We start from the raw sequence: 16444 nt of genomic DNA, 5'->3' as shown, positions 1-16444 counted from the left end.
GGGCGGCAGGCCTCAACCGAACCGCACGGTCGTGAACTCGGGGGCCGCCGCGCCCGTGTCGAAGGTCACCCGTTCGATGTCGTGGGCGGTCACCGGCAAGGCGCCGTCGAGCGCCGCCTGTACTGCCGCGATCACGGCGGGCGCGACGTCGTCGACGGTCACGTCGCGCCCGAGCTCCCGCGACAGGGTCGTCACCCCGGCGTCGGTGATGCCGCACGGGACGATGTTGTCGAACCCGTCGAGTTCGGCGTTGCAGTTGAGGGCGAAACCGTGCATCGTGACGCCGCGCTGCACCCGCACCCCGATCGCGGCCACCTTCCGCTCGGGCAGCCAGTTGCCGTCGACCAGCGCCGCGGGCAGCCACACCCCGGATCGGCCCTCGACCCGTCCGCACGTCAGGCCCAGGTCGGTGCACACCGCGATGAGCGCCTCCTCGATCCGGCGGACGTACCCGACGACGTCGACCGGCTCGGCGAGTTTGACGATCGGATAGCCGACCAGCTGACCCGGACCGTGCCACGTGATCTTGCCGCCGCGGTCGACGTCGATGACGGGTGTGCCGTCGGCGGGACGGTCCTCCGGCGCGGTGCGCCTACCCGCGGTGTACACGGCGGGATGCTCGAGCAGCAGCAGCGTGTCGGCACCCTCGTCGTCCGCCCGCGCGGTGGCGATCACGCGCTGGCGATCCCACGCCTCCATGTAGTCGATGCGCCCGAGCTGCTCGACGACCATCGGCTGGGAACTGGAGCGGGCCGTGCTCGTGGCCGCCGCGAAGACACTGCTCATGATCGAAGACGTTACGCCTGACCGAATGCGTATCCGAGAGCGTCCTCGATCGTGCGGTGCCGGAAGTCGAAACCGGCGTCCGTCAGCACTTTCGGGACCGCCCGCTGTCCGGTCAGGACGGCCTCCCGCGCGAACTCGCCGACCAGTGCGGACACTGCGAAGCCCGGCACGATCCACGGGGTCGGCCGGTGCAGTGCGTGACCCATCGCCGACGTGAAGGCCGTGTTGGTGACCGGTTCGGGCGCGCACAGGTCCACGGGCCCGCGAACGTCGTCGTGGGTGAGTGCGAACTCGATCGCGGCCACCTCGTCGGCGAGGGAGATCCACGACAGGTACTGCCGGCCGCTGCCCAGACGTCCACCGAGGCCCAGCGAGAACAGTGGACGCAACTTGCCGAGCATGCCCCCGGTGGGGGAGAGCACCGTCGCGGTCCGCAGGTTCACGACGCGGACACCGGCCGCACTCGCCCGCGCAGTGGCCTCCCAGTCCCGGCAGAGATCTGCGAGGAACCCGCCGCCGGCCGGTGAACGCTCGTCGACGATCCGGTCACCGGTGTCGCCGTAGTAGCCGATCGCGCTGCCGTTGAGGAGCACCGGAACGCCGGCCTCGGCGACCGCGTGGGCGAGCACGTCCGTCGTGGTGAGCCGACTGTCGCGCAGTTCCTGCTTGTAGGCCCCCGACCAGCGCTTGTCGCCGATCCCGGCGCCGCACAGGTTGACGACCGCGTCGGTGCCGCGCAGCACCTCGTCGTCGAGCTGCCCACGTCCGGGATCCCACTGGGACTCGTCGGGACTCGACGGCCGTCTGCGCACCAGTCGGGTCACCTCATGGCCGTCCGCGTGCAGCGATGTGACGAGCGCGTTCCCGATCAGTCCCGACGACCCGGCGACGACGATCCGCATGTGTTCTCCTCCTTCGACGGCTCCTGCCGATACGCCGAGGGGCACCACTTCGTGTGGAAGTGGTGCCCCTCGGCGGTCATTCGTGTGGCGTTCGCGATCCGCGGGACCTCACAGGCCCAGATCGGCCTCGAACGACGCCTCCTCGAGGCGCTGCTTGATGGTGGTCAGGAAACGACCCGCATCCGCGCCGTCGACCAGGCGGTGGTCGTAGGTGAGCGGCAAGTAGCACATCGAGCGGACGCCGATGGACTCGTTGCCGTTCTCGTCCTGGACCACGACCGGGCGCTTGACGATCGCGCCGGTGCCCAGCATCGCAGCCTGCGGCGGCACCAGGATCGGGGTGTCGAACAGGGCGCCCTGGCTACCGATGTTGGTGATCGTGAAGGTGCCACCGGACAGCTCGTCCGGCTTGAGGCCACCGGTGCGGGCACGCTTGGCGATGTCGGCGATCGCGCGGGCCAGGCCGGCCAGCGACAGGTCGCCAGCGTTGTGGATGACCGGCGAGAGCAGGCCCTGCTCGGTGTCGACCGCGATGCCCAGGTGCTCGGCAGCGTGGTACGTGATCTCCTTGGCGTCCTCGTTGTAGCTCGCGTTCACGTTCGGGTGAACCTTGAGGGCCTCGACGACGGCCTTCGCGAAGAACGGCAGGAACGTCAGGTTGACGCCCTCGCGCTCGGCGAAGTCGGCCTTCGCCTGCGCACGCAGCGCCGCGATCCGGGTGACGTCGACCTCGAAGGTCTGGGTCAGCTGAGCGGTGCTCTGCAGCGATTCGCGGGTCTTGACGGCCGTGATCTGACGGATCCGGTTGACCTTCTGCGTGGTGCCACGCAGGTGCGCGAGTTCCGGACGCACACCCGCGGTCGCGGTGGGGGCCGGAGCAGCGGCAGCGGGGGCGGCTGCAGCCGGAGCGGCGGCGGGAGCCTTGGCTGCGTCGGCGGCCGCGAGGACGTCCTGCTTGCGGATGCGTCCACCGACGCCCGTGCCCGAGACCTTCGACAGGTCGACGTTGTTGTCGGCGGCGAGCTTGCGCACGAGCGGGGTGACGTACGGCGCGTTGTCGGTCGACTGGGTCGGTGCGGCGGCCGGGGCGGGAGCAGCAGCGGGGGCGGCCGGTGCGGCAGCCGGAGCCGGAGCAGCAGCGGCGGGAGCCGGGGTGGGCTCGGGTGCCGGTGCCGGGGTGGGCTCGGGTGCGGGAGCCGGGGTGGGCTCGGGTGCGGGAGCCGGAGCGGCCGGGGCAGCGGCCGCCGGAGCCCCGGAGCCGATGACGGCGAGCTGGCCGCCCACGTCGACGACGTCGTCCTCCTGCGCGCTGATCTCGAGCAGCACACCGGCGACGGGCGACGGGATCTCGGTGTCGACCTTGTCCGTCGAGACCTCGAGGAGGGGCTCGTCGACGGCAACCTCGTCACCGACGGCCTTGAGCCAGCGGGTGACGGTGCCCTCGGTGACCGACTCGCCCAGCTCCGGCATCGTGACCGGGGTGCCGGACGAGGAACCGTCGGAAGGAGCAGCGGCGGGCTCGGCGGCCGGAGCCGGTGCAGACTCGGCGGCGGGAGCCGGAGTCTCCTCGGCGGGGGCCGGAGTCTCCTCGGCGGCGGGAGCGGGAGTGGCCTCGGCGGCAGGCGCCTCGCCGGCCTCACCGATCACGGCCAGCTCGCCACCGATGTCGACGACGTCGTCCTCCTGCGCGACGATCTTCGTCAGGACGCCGGCAGCGGGCGACGGGATCTCGGTGTCGACCTTGTCGGTGGAGACTTCGAGCAACGGCTCGTCTACTTCGACCGTGTCCCCTTCCTGCTTGAGCCACCGCGTGACAGTTCCCTCGGTGACGGATTCACCCAGGGCTGGCATCTGGACGGAGAAGGCCATTTCTTTTGACTCCTCGACGGTTGTGTTCGGGTTTGTTGAGTTTTGTCGACTTGTGGTCGAAAACCATTGTGCTCGAGAAGCACGGTTCCGGCGGCGTTGTACGACGTTTCCGAGGCGCCTCACTCCGGCGGTGTGCTGCGCTTCGGACCCGTCGTGCGGCGCCTCCGCCCATCCTTTCATTGATGCCCTGGGCGCGTCGTGCGAGGGGCGTGTCACGTGAATTTCCTCGTCGCTGCTGTCACGGGCTGGCAAAATCGGACAGATCGCTGCGGAGTCGTCCGCGAAGCGCCGGGAGGAGAGTTCACGTGGGGTTGTTCGACCGATTCACGCGCCGGGGTGGGGCGCGTCCGAGGGCGGGGGTCGAGTCCGACGCGCGTCACCTGGCGGACTGGGCGGCTTCGCACCGCGGCGTCGAGGCCTACATCGAACCCGAGACCACGGTGACCGAGTTGACCGTCGTGCTCGTCGCGTACGACGGCGAATGGACGCGGCGCAAGGTCGGCGGCGAGCGGGGCGCCCGCAAACTCGGCCAGGACCTGAAGATCCCCGTCTACGACGTGCGCAAGACCGGATACCCGCAGCGCATGCGCGACTACGACAACCGGCGCCGGATCGAACGCAAGCGGGAACGGCAGCGCGAACTGTAGGCGGCTGCGCCACCCGTGCGCCTTTTCGGTAGTCGCGGCTACCAGAAGGGCGCACGGGCGCGGAGCGCCTAGCCGTTGGCAGCGATGTCCTCGATCACCGAGATCATCGTCCGAACCGGGACACCGGTGCCGCCCTTGCCGGTGTAGCCGAACGGGCCGCCGGTGTTGAACGCCGGTCCGGCGACGTCGATGTGCGCCCACTGCACGTCGTCGGCGACGAACTCCTTCAGGAAGATGGCGGCGGCGAGCATGCCGCCCCACCGGTGTGGGGTGACGTTCGCGAGGTCGGCGACCCGCGAGTTCAGGTCGGCGCGCAGCTCCGACGGCATCGGCATCGGCCACGCGTTCTCGCCGATCTCCTGCGAGATCGTGGCGACGCGGTCGCGGAAGTCGTCGGTGCCCATGACGCCCGCGGTGCGGTTGCCCAGGGCCACCATCTGCGCGCCGGTCAGCGTCGCGGTGTCGATCAGGTAGTCGGGCTCGTCCTCGCAGGCGCGGGCGATCGCGTCGGCCAGGATCAGGCGGCCCTCGGCGTCGGTGTTGATCACCTCGACGGTGGTGCCGCCGTACTGGGTGAGCACGTCGCCGGGACGTTGCGCCGTCGCCGACGGCATGTTCTCCGCCATCGGCACCCACGCCGTGACGTCGACGGGCAGGCGCAGCTTGGCGGCCAGCACGACCGTGGCGACGACGGCGGCCGCACCGCCCATGTCGGAGGTCATGTTCTCCATGCCGGCAGCAGGCTTGATGGAGATGCCGCCGGTGTCGAACGTGACGCCCTTGCCGACCAGTGCGACCTTCTTGACTCCGCGGCGCTTGCCGGACGAGTACGTCATCTGCACCAGGCGCGGCGGGCGGGACGAGCCCTGACCGACACCGACGATGCCACCGAAACCGGCCTTCGCGAGTGCCTTCTCGTCGAGGACCTTGACGGTCAGCCCGGCGGCGGAGCCGAGGGCCTTGGCGCGGGCGGCGAACTCGGCCGGGAACAGGTGGCTCGGCGGGGTGTTGACGAGCTCACGCGCAGTGGCGACGGCCTCGGCGACGGCGATCGAGCGGGCCAGCGTGTCCTTCGTGGACTTCGCCCGCGGTGCCTCGACGAGCAGTTCGACGCGGGCGAGCGGCTGCGCGCCGGCGCCCGGCGCCGACTTCGCCTTGAATTCGCTGTAGCTGTACGCCCCCAGGTAGAAGCCCTCCGCGGCGGCACCGAGGTCGACGGCCGACAGCGTGGTGGAGGCGGTTGCGACACCGGTCAGTGCACGAGCGGCCACGCCGGCCGACTTGCGGACCTGCTCGCCGTCGATCTTGTCGGCTGCGCCCAGTCCGACGGCGAGCACGCTCGACACCGCCAGTGCGGCCGGGGCGGGGACGCGAGTGAGTTCCTCGGCCTTGCCGGTCGCGCCGACGGCCTGCAGGTCGTCGAGGAGCCCGGCCAACACTTCCTCGTCCACGCCGGCGCCGACGAGCGCCTCCGGTCCGTCGGATCCGGCCGTCAGACCGATCACGAGCACGTCGGCCCGCTTTCCGATCGATCCGACCGGAGCCAGTTCGGGGCCCAGGGGGCGAATGGGGGACGAGGTTGCGGGCACGGGCATCTCCTGCGGTGGGGAAGGAAGAAAAAGGGGCTTGCCGAAATCCGATGTTAGTGCCCGGAATGCGGTACGGACGTGCAGGCGGCGTCGGCTAGCGTTGTCGCCCATGAGCGACGAGCAGCTGCTGCAGGGACCCATCCACTCCGTTCACGTCGACCTCGGCGCCACCTTCGCCCCGTTCGGCGGCTGGGAGATGCCCGTCTCGTACGCCGGCACCGTCGCCGAGCACACCGCGGTCCGCGAGGCGGTCGGCCTGTTCGACGTCAGCCACCTGGGCAAGGCGCTCGTCGCGGGCGCCGGCGCCGCCGACTTCGTCAACGCGACACTCACCGCCGACCTCGGCAAGATCGGCCCCGGCCAGGCCCAGTACACGTTGTGCTGCACGGAGACCGGCGGCGTCGTCGACGACCTGATCGCCTACTACGTCGCCGACGACGAGGTGTTCCTCGTCCCGAACGCGGCCAACACCGCCGACGTCGTCGCGCGACTGCAGGCGGCCGCGCCCGAGGGAATCGAGATCACCGACCAGCACCGCGACTACGCGGTGTTCGCGGTGCAGGGACCCAAGGCGGGCGAGGTCCTCGCGGCGCTGGACCTGCGCGGTGACATCGCGATCGCCGACATCGACTACATGGGTTTCGCGGACATGGACTGGCACGGCGTCCCGGTCCGGGTGTGCCGGAGCGGCTACACCGGTGAGCGCGGCTTCGAGTTGCTGCCGCGCTGGGCCGACGCCGAGGCACTGTTCCGGGCACTGATCGATGCCGTGCGCGCGCAGGGCGGTGAGGTCGCCGGGCTCGGTGCCCGCGACACCCTGCGTACCGAGGCCGGATACCCGCTGCACGGACACGAACTCTCGCTCGACATCTCGCCCTTGCAGGCGCGTTGCGGCTGGGCCATCGCCTGGGCCAAGCCGCAGTTCTGGGGTCGCGACGCGCTGACCGCGGAGAAGGCCGCGGGTCCGGCCCGGCGGATGTGGGGCATCAAGGCGCTCGACCGCGGCGTTCTGCGGCAGGGACAGACCGTGTCGAAGGACGGTGCGTCGATCGGCGAGACCACGTCGGGCACCTTCTCGCCGACGCTCAAGGTGGGGATCGCTCTGGCGTTGCTCGACACTGCCTCCGGGGTGGCGGCGGGCGACGAGATCTCCGTCGACGTGCGCGGGCGTAGCCTCCGATGCGAGGTCGTCACGCCGCCGTTCGTGCCGGTCCACACCAGGTAACGCTCGGCACCAGGGAAAAAGCGGCGAAACTCCGTTAGATAGGATTACGGCTTATGACAGACGGCCTCGAATTCGCGCGCACCCAGCATCCTTCTCCCGCGACCGAAGAGGCGCGGCGCGAGATTCTGGAGGCGCCCGGATTCGGTCGGTTCTTCACCGATCACATGGTCTCGATCATGTACACCGAGGGCCGCGGCTGGCACGACGCCGAGGTGCTGCCCTACGGTCCGATCGAACTCGACCCGGCCGGCATGGTGCTGCACTACGGGCAGGCCATCTTCGAGGGTCTGAAGGCCTACCGTCAGCCGGGCGGCGGCATCTCGTCGTTCCGTCTCACCGCGAACGCGGAGCGTCTGCGTCAGTCGGCCCGCCGTCTGGCGATGCCGGAGCTGCCCGACGACCTGTTCGTCCGTTCGATCGACGCGCTGCTCGACGTCGACGAGGCGTGGGTCCCCGCCGCCGGTGGCGAGGACTCGCTGTACCTGCGGCCCTTCATGTTCTCCACCGAGGCCGGTCTCGGAGTTCGCCCGGCCAAGGAATACCGCTACCTGCTGATCGCGTCCCCGGCCGGCGCGTACTTCCCGCGCGGCGTCAAGCCCGTGAGCGTGTGGCTCTCGCGGGAGTACGTGCGGGCGGCCCCGGGTGGTACCGGCGCCGCGAAGTTCGCCGGCAACTACGCCGCGTCGCTGCTGGCGCAGGCGCAGGCCTCGGACGAGGGCTGCGACCAGGTGGTGTGGCTCGACGCGATCGAGCGCAAGTACGTCGAGGAGATGGGCGGGATGAACCTGTTCTTCGTCTTCGGCTCGGGCCCGGACGCGCGTCTGGTGACGCCGTCGCTGTCCGGCTCGCTGCTGCCGGGCATCACCCGCGACTCGCTGCTCGCGCTGGCCGCCGACGCCGGCTTCGCCGTCGAGGAGCGCAAGATCAGCACCGACGAGTGGCGCGAGAAGGCCGCATCCGGGGAGATCACCGAGGTGTTCGCGTGCGGTACCGCCGCCGTCATCACGCCGGTCGGCCGCGTGAAGTCCGCCGAGGGCGAGTTCACCATCGCCGACGGCGAGCCGGGCAAGATCACGATGGCGCTGCGCGACACCCTCACCGGCATCCAACGCGGCACCTTCGCCGACACCCACGGTTGGATGACCAAGCTGCGCTGAGTCCGCACACCGATTCGTCTCGGGCCCTTCCGCTTCCGGCGGGAGGGCCCGAGTGCATCCGGGCTCAGGGACCGATCAGGAATCCTACGGCCGTCGCGGCGACCGTGAACTCGATCGCAGCCCCGAGCACATCGCCGTTGACGCCCGCGAAGCGGCGGACACAGTGCCGAACCAGCAGTATCGCCCCGGTGAGGGCGACGACGATCACGAGCGGGCCCTGCCACCACCGGTCCGGGACGGCCCACAGCGCCGCGACCGCTGCCGCTGCGCCCCACACCGCGGCCGTCCACGCCGGTTGCGAATCCGCCACCAACGCGCCGAAACCGCTCGGGCTCGACGCGGGAATGCCGCGGCGACAGGCGAAGACGGCCGATACGCGTCCGGTCGCGACGGCGACGGCCACCGCGATCCAGGCGCCGCCCGCGCCCAGCGAACCGAACACGAGCGCCTGCACGCCGATGGTGACGATCAACGCGGCCACCCCGAACGGTCCGGCGCCCCCGCTGCGCATCACCTCGCGCGCCCGCTCCGGCGGGCCGTAACAGCCCAGGCCGTCGGCGGTGTCGGCGAGACCGTCGACGTGCATCCCGCGGGTCGACACGGCCAGCGCGCCGACCGTGAGCAGTCCCGCCAGTGCCGGGTCGAGTCCGGCCCACACCAGCACCCACAGCACGGCGGCGGCGCCCGCACCGAGCAGCGCCCCGACCACCGGCGCCGCGCCGATGGCCGCCCGCCCTTCGGCGCGGCCGATCTCGCGCGGGCCGCGCACCGGTAGCACCGTGAGCCAGGACAGTGCCGTCGACAGCCCGGCGACCGCGGCGCGCACGATCAGTTCGATTCCGCTGCAGCGCCGTCGGGTTCGGGCTCGAGTTCGGTGTTGTTGCTCACCCCGGCGGAATCGAAGGTGGCCATGTGCGCGAGGGTCGCGACCGCGCCCTGCAGGATCGGCAGCGCCGCGACGGCGCCCGAGCCCTCGCCGAGACGCATGTCGAGGCCGAGGATCGGATCGAGACCCAGGTGCCGCAGCGCGATCGAATGTGCCGGTTCGGTGGAGCGGTGACCGGCCACCCACCACTCGCGCGCACCGGGGGCGAGCGCCTCCGCGACCACCGCGGAGGCGGTGACGACGAGGCCGTCGACGATCACCGGCGTCCTGCGCGCCGACGCCTGCGCCAGGAAGCCGGCCATGGCGGCCAGATCGGCGCCGGACACCGTGCGGAGCAGTCCCACCGCGTCGCGGACGTGGGGGCGCGCCCGACGCAGCGCGTCACGGATCGCGGCGGTCTTGCGCATCCACCCGGCGTCGTCGACGCCGGTGCCGCGACCGACCGCGGCGACGGGCTCGGTGTCGGTGAGCGCGGCGATGAGGACCGTTGCGGGCGTGGTGTTCCCGATGCCCATCTCGCCGGCGATGAGCAGGTCCGCGCCCGAGTCGATCTCCTCGTCGGCGATCGCGCGTCCGGCCGCGACGGCGCGCAGCGTCTCCTCGTGCGTGAGCGCGTCCTCGCGGTCGATCGACCCCGACGAGCGGCGGATCTTGTACGCCGACACGACCGGATCGGTGTCGGCGTCGACGGACAGGTCGACGACGCGCACCGACGCGCCCGCGACATCCGCGAGCACGTTCACGGCCGCACCGCCGCCCTGGATGTTCGCGACCATCTGCGCGGTCACCTCGGGCGGGTACGCGGACACCCCGCCGCGGGCGATGCCGTGGTCGCCGGCGAACACCACCACGCGTGGACGGGCGAAGATATGCGGGGGGCACACGCCCTGGCAGGCCGCGGCCCACACCGACAGTTCCTCGAGGCGGCCGAGGGCGCCGGTCGGCTTCGTCAGCATCGACTGACGGGCCAGTGCCTGCTCCCGCACCCCGGCGTCCGGCGGGGTGAGCGGCTCGTAGAGTGGAGCGGACGGGCTCACGGGTTCGCTTGTCACGCTAAGCCTTTCGTATCGGCGCGGGTCGTTTGAGGATCAGGGGGAGGCCGGCGACCACGAGGATCACGTCGTCGCACACATCGGCCAGGCGGGCGTTGAGGGCGCCGAGCTCGTCGCGAAACAACCGCCCCGAGCGGTGCTCGGGGATCACGCCCATGCCCACCTCGGGACTCACCAGCAGCAGCCGATCTCCGTACGACGCGACCGCGTCGACGAGTCCGTCGGTGCGACTCGCGATCGTCCCGCGGGGAGCCTCCCAGGCGTCGGCGTCGTCGAGTTCCCCGGTGATCCACGTCCCGAGGTCGTCGACCAACGTCGGGGGGTGTGGTCCGGGGGCGCTCAGCACGGCGACGAGGCTGCCGTCGTGCCCGGTCTCGACCGTCGACCACGCATCGGGGCGGCGTCGGCGATGTTGATCGATGCGGGCGTCCCAGTCCCGGTCGTCCGCGTAGCGGCGTGCCGTGGCCACGTACCGGACGTGCGTGCCGGGGGCGAGGTCGTCGAGCAGGCCCTCCGCATGTGCCGACTTGCCGGACCGCGCGCCTCCGAGCACGAGGGTGCGCCGGGCGCGGGACGAATCGGGGGAGGGCACGAGGGTAGACGCTACCAACCGCGTCGGGCCGGTCCCCGCAGTGCGAGGACCGGCCCGAGACGCAGGTGGATCAGACGGCGTCGCCCGGCTTGACCCGGGGTGCCGGTGCGCGCATCTTCCGGATCTGTGACGCGCGGACGAAGGCGTACCAGCCGAGCTTGAAGCCCCCGTCGACGCTGTCCGGGTACCGCTCGCGGACCTTGTTGTTGATCATCCGGCCGAGGAAGTAGCCCTCGCCCGCCATGAACAGCATCATCACGAGCATCGCCAGTGTCACGTAGTTCTGGATGACGGGGCTCAGGAACATCGCCATGATCAGTACGAGGGCCAGCGGCATGAAGAGGCCGACGAGGTTGCGGCGGCTGTCGACGAGATCGCGCGTGTAGGCGCGGACCGGACCCTTGTCACGCGGGAGCAGATACTTCTCCTCGCCCGCGAGCATTCGGGCGCGGCGATTCGCGGACTCGGCGCGGCGCTCGGCGGCCGCGGCCTTGCGCTCCTCCTTGTTGCCGCGATTGGCCTTGCGGCGGGCGCGGGCTTCCTTGGAGGTGAGCGGAGCGGGCGCCACCGGACCGCGCTTCTTGGCCTCGGCCTCGCGCCGCTTCGGGGTCGGGCGGCCCTTGCCCGGCGTGGATGCGCCGGCGGCATCGGCCGTTCCCGGCTCGTCAGTGGTGGTCTCCGCGGTCGACTCGATGACCTCGACGTCGCGCTTGTCGGAATTGTCGGAGTCGCCTCGGCGTAGCAGCTTCACGTCACCAGGCTATGGGATAACTGCCGTGCAGTCGAAACCGACCACCCGTCGAACCGCCAGGACGCCTTCCGAAATGCCGAGGTCGGATGGCCGCCATACACTGCGCTGATGCGCGTGCTCATCGCCCCCGACTCGTTCGGTGAAACCCTCACTGCGGTACAGGCGGCCGAGGCGATGGCGGCCGGATGGTCGGCCGCACGGCCCTCGGACACCGTCGTACTCGCACCGCAGTCCGACGGCGGCCCCGGGTTCGCCGATGTGATTTCGGCTACTGCCGGGGGGATGCGATCCGCGCGCGTGTCAGGGCCGCTCGGGCAGGCGGTCGAGGCGCGCTGGGTCCTCGCCGACGACGCCGCCTACATCGAATCGGCCCAGGCGGTGGGGCTCGGGCTGCTCGCTGGGCCGCCCACCCGGACGACGTCCCTCGAGGCGCACAGCCGCGGCGTCGGCGAGTTGATCGCGGCGGCGGTCGACGCCGGCGCGCGCCGGATCGTTGTCGGACTCGGCGGGTCCTGCTGTACCGACGGCGGGCGCGGGATGATCGCCGCCCTCGGCGGTCCGGACGAGGCTGCGCGCCGACTCCGGGATGTGGAACTCGTCGCGGCCACCGACGTCGAGCATCCCCTGCTCGGCGAGCACGGGGCCGCCCACGTGTTCGGCCCGCAGAAGGGCGCCGACGCGTCCGCGATCGAGCTCCTCGAGCAGCGCAACGCCGTCTGGGCAGGAGAACTGGCGCGGGCCTGCGGGCGCGACGTCGCCGACCTGCCCGGTGCCGGTGCGGCCGGCGGACTGGGCGCGGCGCTGCTCGCGCTCGGCGCCGTGCGCGAATCGGGGGCTGAGGTGGTGGCCGCGTGCACCGGTCAGGCCGATCAGCTCGCGGATTCCGACGTCGTGCTGACCGGTGAGGGCCGGTTCGACCACCAGTCCCTGCGCGGCAAACTCGTCACCACGCTCGCCGCCGCGGCCCGGCGCGGGGGAGTGCCGACGGTGGTTCTCGCGGGGCAGGTCGCGGTGGATCCGGACACCGCAGCCGAGGCCGGCATCGTCGCGGCGTTCTCGGTGGCGGAGTTCGCGGGCTCGGTCGAGCGAGCCATGACAGAGGCCGCCAGCCGGCTCGAGGCTCTGACGTCGTGCGTCGCCGACCGATGGCGCGGCCCGTCGAGCGCTGTGTGGATCGCCCCGATACATGAGGAATAGCAGCGCGGAGAGTACCGTTGAAGCGATCACGGGTTTGATACGAGCGACAGGGAGAGCCCATGACTGTGCAGAACGAGACGGCCACGCACGGCGTCACGATGACCGAGGCCGCGTCCTCCAAGGCGAAGGCGCTGCTCGATCAGGAGGGACGCGACGACCTCGCGCTGCGCATCGCCGTGCAGCCCGGTGGCTGTGCCGGCCTGCGGTACCAGCTGTTCTTCGACGACCGCAGCCTCGACGGTGACCTCGTCGTCGACTTCGGTGGCGTCAACCTCGCCGTCGATCGCATGAGCGCCCCCTACGTCGAGGGCGCCTCCATCGACTTCGTCGACACCATCGAGAAGCAGGGCTTCACGATCGACAACCCGAACGCCACGGGGTCCTGCGCCTGCGGCGACTCGTTCAACTGAGTCCCGAACAACCTTCTCGACGCACTCTGACGCGGAGTCTGCCTCACCGGCGGGCTCCGCGTCAGACTGCGTTGCGCCCCCGACTGGCGTCCTGACCGACGGCGCCACCCGAGCTGAAAGGCACCCGCGTGACCATTGCGGTAACCGGATCCATCGCCACCGACCATCTGATGCGGTTCCCGGGCCGCTTCGCCGAGCAGCTGCTCGCCGACCAGCTCGCGCACATCTCGCTGAGCTTCCTGGTCGACGACCTGGTGATCCGCCGCGGCGGCGTCGGCGGCAACATCGCATACGCGATGGGTGTGCTGGGTGGCTCGCCGCTGCTCGTCGGTGCGGCGGGCGTCGACTTCGCCGAGTACCGCACCTGGCTCGAATCCAACGGTGTCGACTGCAGCGCGGTTCGCGTGTCCGACAGCGCGTACACCGCCCGCTTCGTGTGCACCACCGACGAGGACATGGCCCAGATCGCGTCGTTCTATCCCGGCGCCATGAGCGAGGCTCGTGAGATCGAGATCGCCGCCGTCGCGAAGGCTGCCGGCGACCTCGACCTGGTGCTCGTCGGCGCCAACGACCCCGCCGCCATGCTGCGCCACACCGACGAGTGCCGACTGCTCGGCATCCCGTTCGCCGCCGACCCGTCCCAGCAGCTCGCGCGCCTGTCGGGCGACGACGCCAAGAAGCTCATCCAGGGCGCCAAGTACCTGTTCACCAACGAGTACGAGTGGGGTCTGCTGCAGCAGAAGACCGGGCTGTCGGAGGAGGAGATCCGCTCCCAGGTCGGACTGCGCGTCACCACGCTCGGCGCCAAGGGCGTCGAGATCGTCGACGCCGACGGCAACTGGGTCCGCGTCGGCGTCGTGCCCGAGCGCGGCAAGGTCGACCCGACCGGCGTCGGCGACGCGTTCCGTGCAGGCTTCCTGCTGGCGCACTCCGCGGGCCTGAGCATCGAGCGGTCCGCGCAGTTGGGCTCGCTCGTCGCCGTCTACGTCCTCGAGACCGTCGGCACGCAGGAATGGACGTTCCAGCGCGACGACGCCCTCAAGCGCCTCACCGAGGCGTACGGCCGCGACGCCGCCGACGACATCGCGGCGCTGCTCCCGTAAGGCGGCCACGCCGCCCGTGCGCCTTTTCGGTAGTACCAGCTACCGAAAAGGCGCACGGGCGCGGAGCGCCTACAGGCTGACCGGGTACACCGGCTCCTGAATCTGCGGCACGATGCGCTTCTCGACGAAGATCCCGTGCCACACCATGAAGCACAGAACCGTCCACAGCCGGCGGCTGTGATCCGACGTTCCCGCGCGGTGCTCGTTCAGCATCCGGGTGACGGCGGCCTTGTCGAAAATGTGATCGGTACCCGACTCGGCGATCTGCTGGTGCGCCCAGTCGAACAGCTCGGTGCCGGCCAGCCAGTGCCGCAGCGGCACCGGGAAGCCCAGCTTCGCGCGGTGCAGCACGTGCGGCGGCACGATGCCCTCGAGCGCCTGCCGCAGCGCGTACTTCGTCGTGGTCTTCGTGATCTTCTGATCCAGCGGCACACGCGAAGCGACGTCGAACACCTCGGGGTCGAGGAACGGAACCCGCAGCTCGAGCGAGTTCGCCATCGTCATCTTGTCGGCCTTGACCAGGATGTCGCCGCGCAGCCACGTGAACAGGTCCAGGTGCTGCATGCGCGCCACCGGATCCCAGTCCCGTGACTGCGCGTAGATGGGCGCGGTGACGTCCTGATGCGTCCACTCCGGGCGGAAGTCGCGCAGCACCGCCCGCAGCTGGGCGTCGTTGAAGCTGCGCGCGTTGCCGTAGTAGCGCTCTTCGAGCGTCATCGAGCCTCGGCTCAGCAGGCTCTTGCCGCGGGTGCCGTCCGGGATGCGCTCGGACAGCTTGCCGGCCGCCTTGCGCAGCGGGGCCGGGAGATAGTCGAACGGCCTCAGCGACAGCGGTTCCCGGTAGATGGTGTAGCCGCCGAACAGCTCGTCCGCGCCCTCGCCGGACAGCACCACCTTGACGTGCTTGCGCGCCTCCTTCGCCACGAACCAGAGGGGAACGAGGGCGGGGTCGGCGACCGGATCGTCCAGATACCAGATGATCTCGGGGATCGCGGCCGCGAACTCGGCGGGGGAGACGACCTTGACCACGTGCCGTGCACCGATCGCCGCCGCGGACTCGGCCGCGACGTCCACCTCCGAGTAGCCCTCGCGCTCGAACCCGGTGGTGAAGGTGATCAGGTTCGGGTTGTGCCGCATCGCGAGCGCCGCGATCGCGGTGGAGTCGATGCCGCCCGACAGGAACGAGCCCACGGTGACGTCGGCGCGCATGTGCTTGGCCACCGAGTCCTCGAGGGCCTCCGCGATCTCGCGATAGCGGGACGCCTCGCTGCCGGGCGCGAACGGGACCGCCGGGAAGGTCGGCGTGAAGTAGCGCGTGGTCTCGGGCGCCTTGCCCGGCGTCAGGCGCGCGTAGCACCCGGATTCCAGTCGGCGGATCTCGGCGTGCAGCGTCTCGGGTTCCGGGACGTACTGGAGCACCGTGTAGTGCTCCGTCGCGCGCGGATCGAGATCGGTGTCGATGCCGATGACGTCGGCCAGCTCGAGCAGACTCTTCTTCTCGCTGCCGAACGCGGTGCCGGCGGCGCCGGTCGCGATGAACAGCGGCTTGATGCCGAAGGGGTCGCGCGCCACGAACAGCTCGCGGGTCTCGGTGTCCCACACCGCGAACGCGAACATCCCGCGCAGCCGGCGGACGGCGTCGGCGCCCCAGTAGTGGAAGGCGGCGACGATGGCTTCGCTGTCGCCCTCGGTGCGGAACTGCGCGTCGTGGTCCTTCGCGAGCTCCGCTCGGATCTCGAGGTAGTTGTAGATCTCACCGTTGAACGTGAGCGCGTACCGCTCGGGGTTCTCCGGCGGACCCCACCGCAGCGGCTGGTGCGAGTGTTCGATGTCGATGATCGACAGCCGGTTGAAACCGAAGATCAGGTCGTCGTCGTGCCACGTGCCGTGCTCGTCCGGGCCGCGATGGCGCAGGCAGTGCATGGCCGCATCGACGCGGGCGACGGCGTCGTCGCTGGTGCCGTCGGTGGTGAGTAGTCCGAGCAGTCCGCACACGGCGTCCAGTACCTCGATTCAGAGTCGGTTGTCGGGCGGAGACCGGTGGTCCGCGGGGGCTCGCCGATTTCCCAGGAAAGTATGCCGCAGTTTCCGGAGGGGGACCGTCGCCGGACCGCGGGAGGTGGCCGCGATCTCAGCTGAATCCCAGGTAGGGCGCGTAGCGTGGAGGGCCATTGGTCCCGACTGCAACACGGGCGCCGACCCGACAGTGGAGGATCGGCGCCTTTGGTCTACGCTGCGTAGTAATTGGGCCTTCCCATCGGGTGTGCCCTAGTGGAAT

The 16444-nt window shown here is 70.7% G+C and carries 15 protein-coding genes; 6 read left to right on the top strand and 9 right to left on the bottom strand.

All coding sequences use genetic code 11. The features are described from left to right. Positions 1-12: 12 nt before the first annotated feature. The 3 genes from lipB to sucB form a co-directional block, all read right to left on the bottom strand. Entirely contained in the window at positions 13-786 is a 774-nt protein-coding gene (gene lipB / locus C7H75_RS15005; protein WP_106851535.1) for a lipoyl(octanoyl) transferase LipB, read from the bottom strand. A gap of 11 nt (positions 787-797) precedes the next feature. Further along, positions 798-1688, bottom strand: a complete 891-nt coding sequence (locus tag C7H75_RS15000) for a TIGR01777 family oxidoreductase (protein WP_106851534.1) — start codon at positions 1686-1688, stop codon at positions 798-800. 108 nt (positions 1689-1796) lie between these two features. Beyond that, positions 1797-3557, bottom strand: coding sequence for a 2-oxoglutarate dehydrogenase, E2 component, dihydrolipoamide succinyltransferase (sucB, locus tag C7H75_RS14995; RefSeq protein ID WP_106851533.1), 1761 nt, complete (start codon positions 3555-3557; stop codon positions 1797-1799). 305 nt (positions 3558-3862) lie between these two features. On the opposite strand from sucB, the gene C7H75_RS14990 reads away from it, so the two are divergent. After that, the gene (locus C7H75_RS14990; RefSeq protein WP_005512454.1) at positions 3863-4204 is read left to right on the top strand and encodes a hypothetical protein; all 342 of its coding nucleotides are present in this window, start codon (positions 3863-3865) and stop codon (positions 4202-4204) included. A 68-nt stretch (positions 4205-4272) separates the two neighbouring features. Here the strand turns inward: C7H75_RS14990 and C7H75_RS14985 are convergent, their stop codons facing one another. Beyond that, positions 4273-5799, bottom strand: a complete 1527-nt coding sequence (locus C7H75_RS14985) for a leucyl aminopeptidase (protein ID WP_041674301.1) — start codon at positions 5797-5799, stop codon at positions 4273-4275. Positions 5800-5902: 103 nt separating this feature from the next. Here C7H75_RS14985 and gcvT point away from each other — a divergent pair, with 103 nt between their 5' ends. After that, positions 5903-7018 carry a glycine cleavage system aminomethyltransferase GcvT gene (gene gcvT / locus C7H75_RS14980; protein ID WP_106851532.1) on the top strand — a complete coding sequence of 372 codons (1116 nt, stop codon included), beginning with the start codon at positions 5903-5905 and terminating at the stop codon, positions 7016-7018. Between the two features lie 53 nt (positions 7019-7071). Beyond that, a complete protein-coding gene (locus C7H75_RS14975; protein WP_005512459.1) occupies positions 7072-8175 on the top strand; it encodes a branched-chain amino acid aminotransferase in 1104 nt (367 codons plus the stop codon). A 64-nt stretch (positions 8176-8239) separates the two neighbouring features. Here C7H75_RS14975 and C7H75_RS14970 read toward each other — a convergent pair whose 3' ends face one another. The 4 genes from C7H75_RS14970 to C7H75_RS14955 all read right to left on the bottom strand — a co-directional run bounded on the left by C7H75_RS14970 (position 8240) and on the right by C7H75_RS14955 (position 11456). After that, entirely contained in the window at positions 8240-9001 is a 762-nt protein-coding gene (locus C7H75_RS14970; RefSeq protein WP_106851531.1) for an adenosylcobinamide-GDP ribazoletransferase, read from the bottom strand. Positions 9002-9003: 2 nt separating this feature from the next. Further along, positions 9004-10113, bottom strand: a complete 1110-nt coding sequence (cobT, locus tag C7H75_RS14965) for a nicotinate-nucleotide--dimethylbenzimidazole phosphoribosyltransferase (RefSeq protein ID WP_041674300.1) — start codon at positions 10111-10113, stop codon at positions 9004-9006. 1 nt (position 10114) lies between these two features. Then, entirely contained in the window at positions 10115-10705 is a 591-nt protein-coding gene (locus C7H75_RS14960) for a bifunctional adenosylcobinamide kinase/adenosylcobinamide-phosphate guanylyltransferase (protein WP_013416398.1), read from the bottom strand. Positions 10706-10775: 70 nt separating this feature from the next. Next, the gene (locus C7H75_RS14955; protein ID WP_005512468.1) at positions 10776-11456 is read right to left on the bottom strand and encodes a DUF3043 domain-containing protein; all 681 of its coding nucleotides are present in this window, start codon (positions 11454-11456) and stop codon (positions 10776-10778) included. A 108-nt stretch (positions 11457-11564) separates the two neighbouring features. Between C7H75_RS14955 and C7H75_RS14950 the strand changes: the two genes are divergently transcribed. From C7H75_RS14950 to C7H75_RS14940, 3 genes are all read left to right on the top strand, one after another. Then, complete coding sequence (locus C7H75_RS14950; protein ID WP_013416397.1) at positions 11565-12653, top strand: glycerate kinase family protein; 1089 nt, start codon at positions 11565-11567, stop codon at positions 12651-12653. 59 nt (positions 12654-12712) lie between these two features. Beyond that, positions 12713-13063 carry a HesB/IscA family protein gene (locus C7H75_RS14945; RefSeq protein WP_005512470.1) on the top strand — a complete coding sequence of 117 codons (351 nt, stop codon included), beginning with the start codon at positions 12713-12715 and terminating at the stop codon, positions 13061-13063. Positions 13064-13191: 128 nt separating this feature from the next. After that, positions 13192-14166, top strand: coding sequence for a carbohydrate kinase family protein (locus C7H75_RS14940; protein WP_013416396.1), 975 nt, complete (start codon positions 13192-13194; stop codon positions 14164-14166). Positions 14167-14235: 69 nt separating this feature from the next. On the opposite strand, the gene asnB is transcribed toward C7H75_RS14940, so the two are convergent. Continuing rightward, positions 14236-16161, bottom strand: coding sequence for an asparagine synthase (glutamine-hydrolyzing) (gene asnB, locus C7H75_RS14935; RefSeq protein WP_106851529.1), 1926 nt, complete (start codon positions 16159-16161; stop codon positions 14236-14238). Positions 16162-16444 lie beyond the last annotated feature (283 nt).

It is taken from the genome of Rhodococcus (subgen. Prescottella) equi (assembly GCF_003013675.1).
Lineage (GTDB): Bacteria > Actinomycetota > Actinomycetes > Mycobacteriales > Mycobacteriaceae > Prescottella > Prescottella equi.
This window is presented reverse-complemented; position numbering and strand designations above follow the sequence as displayed.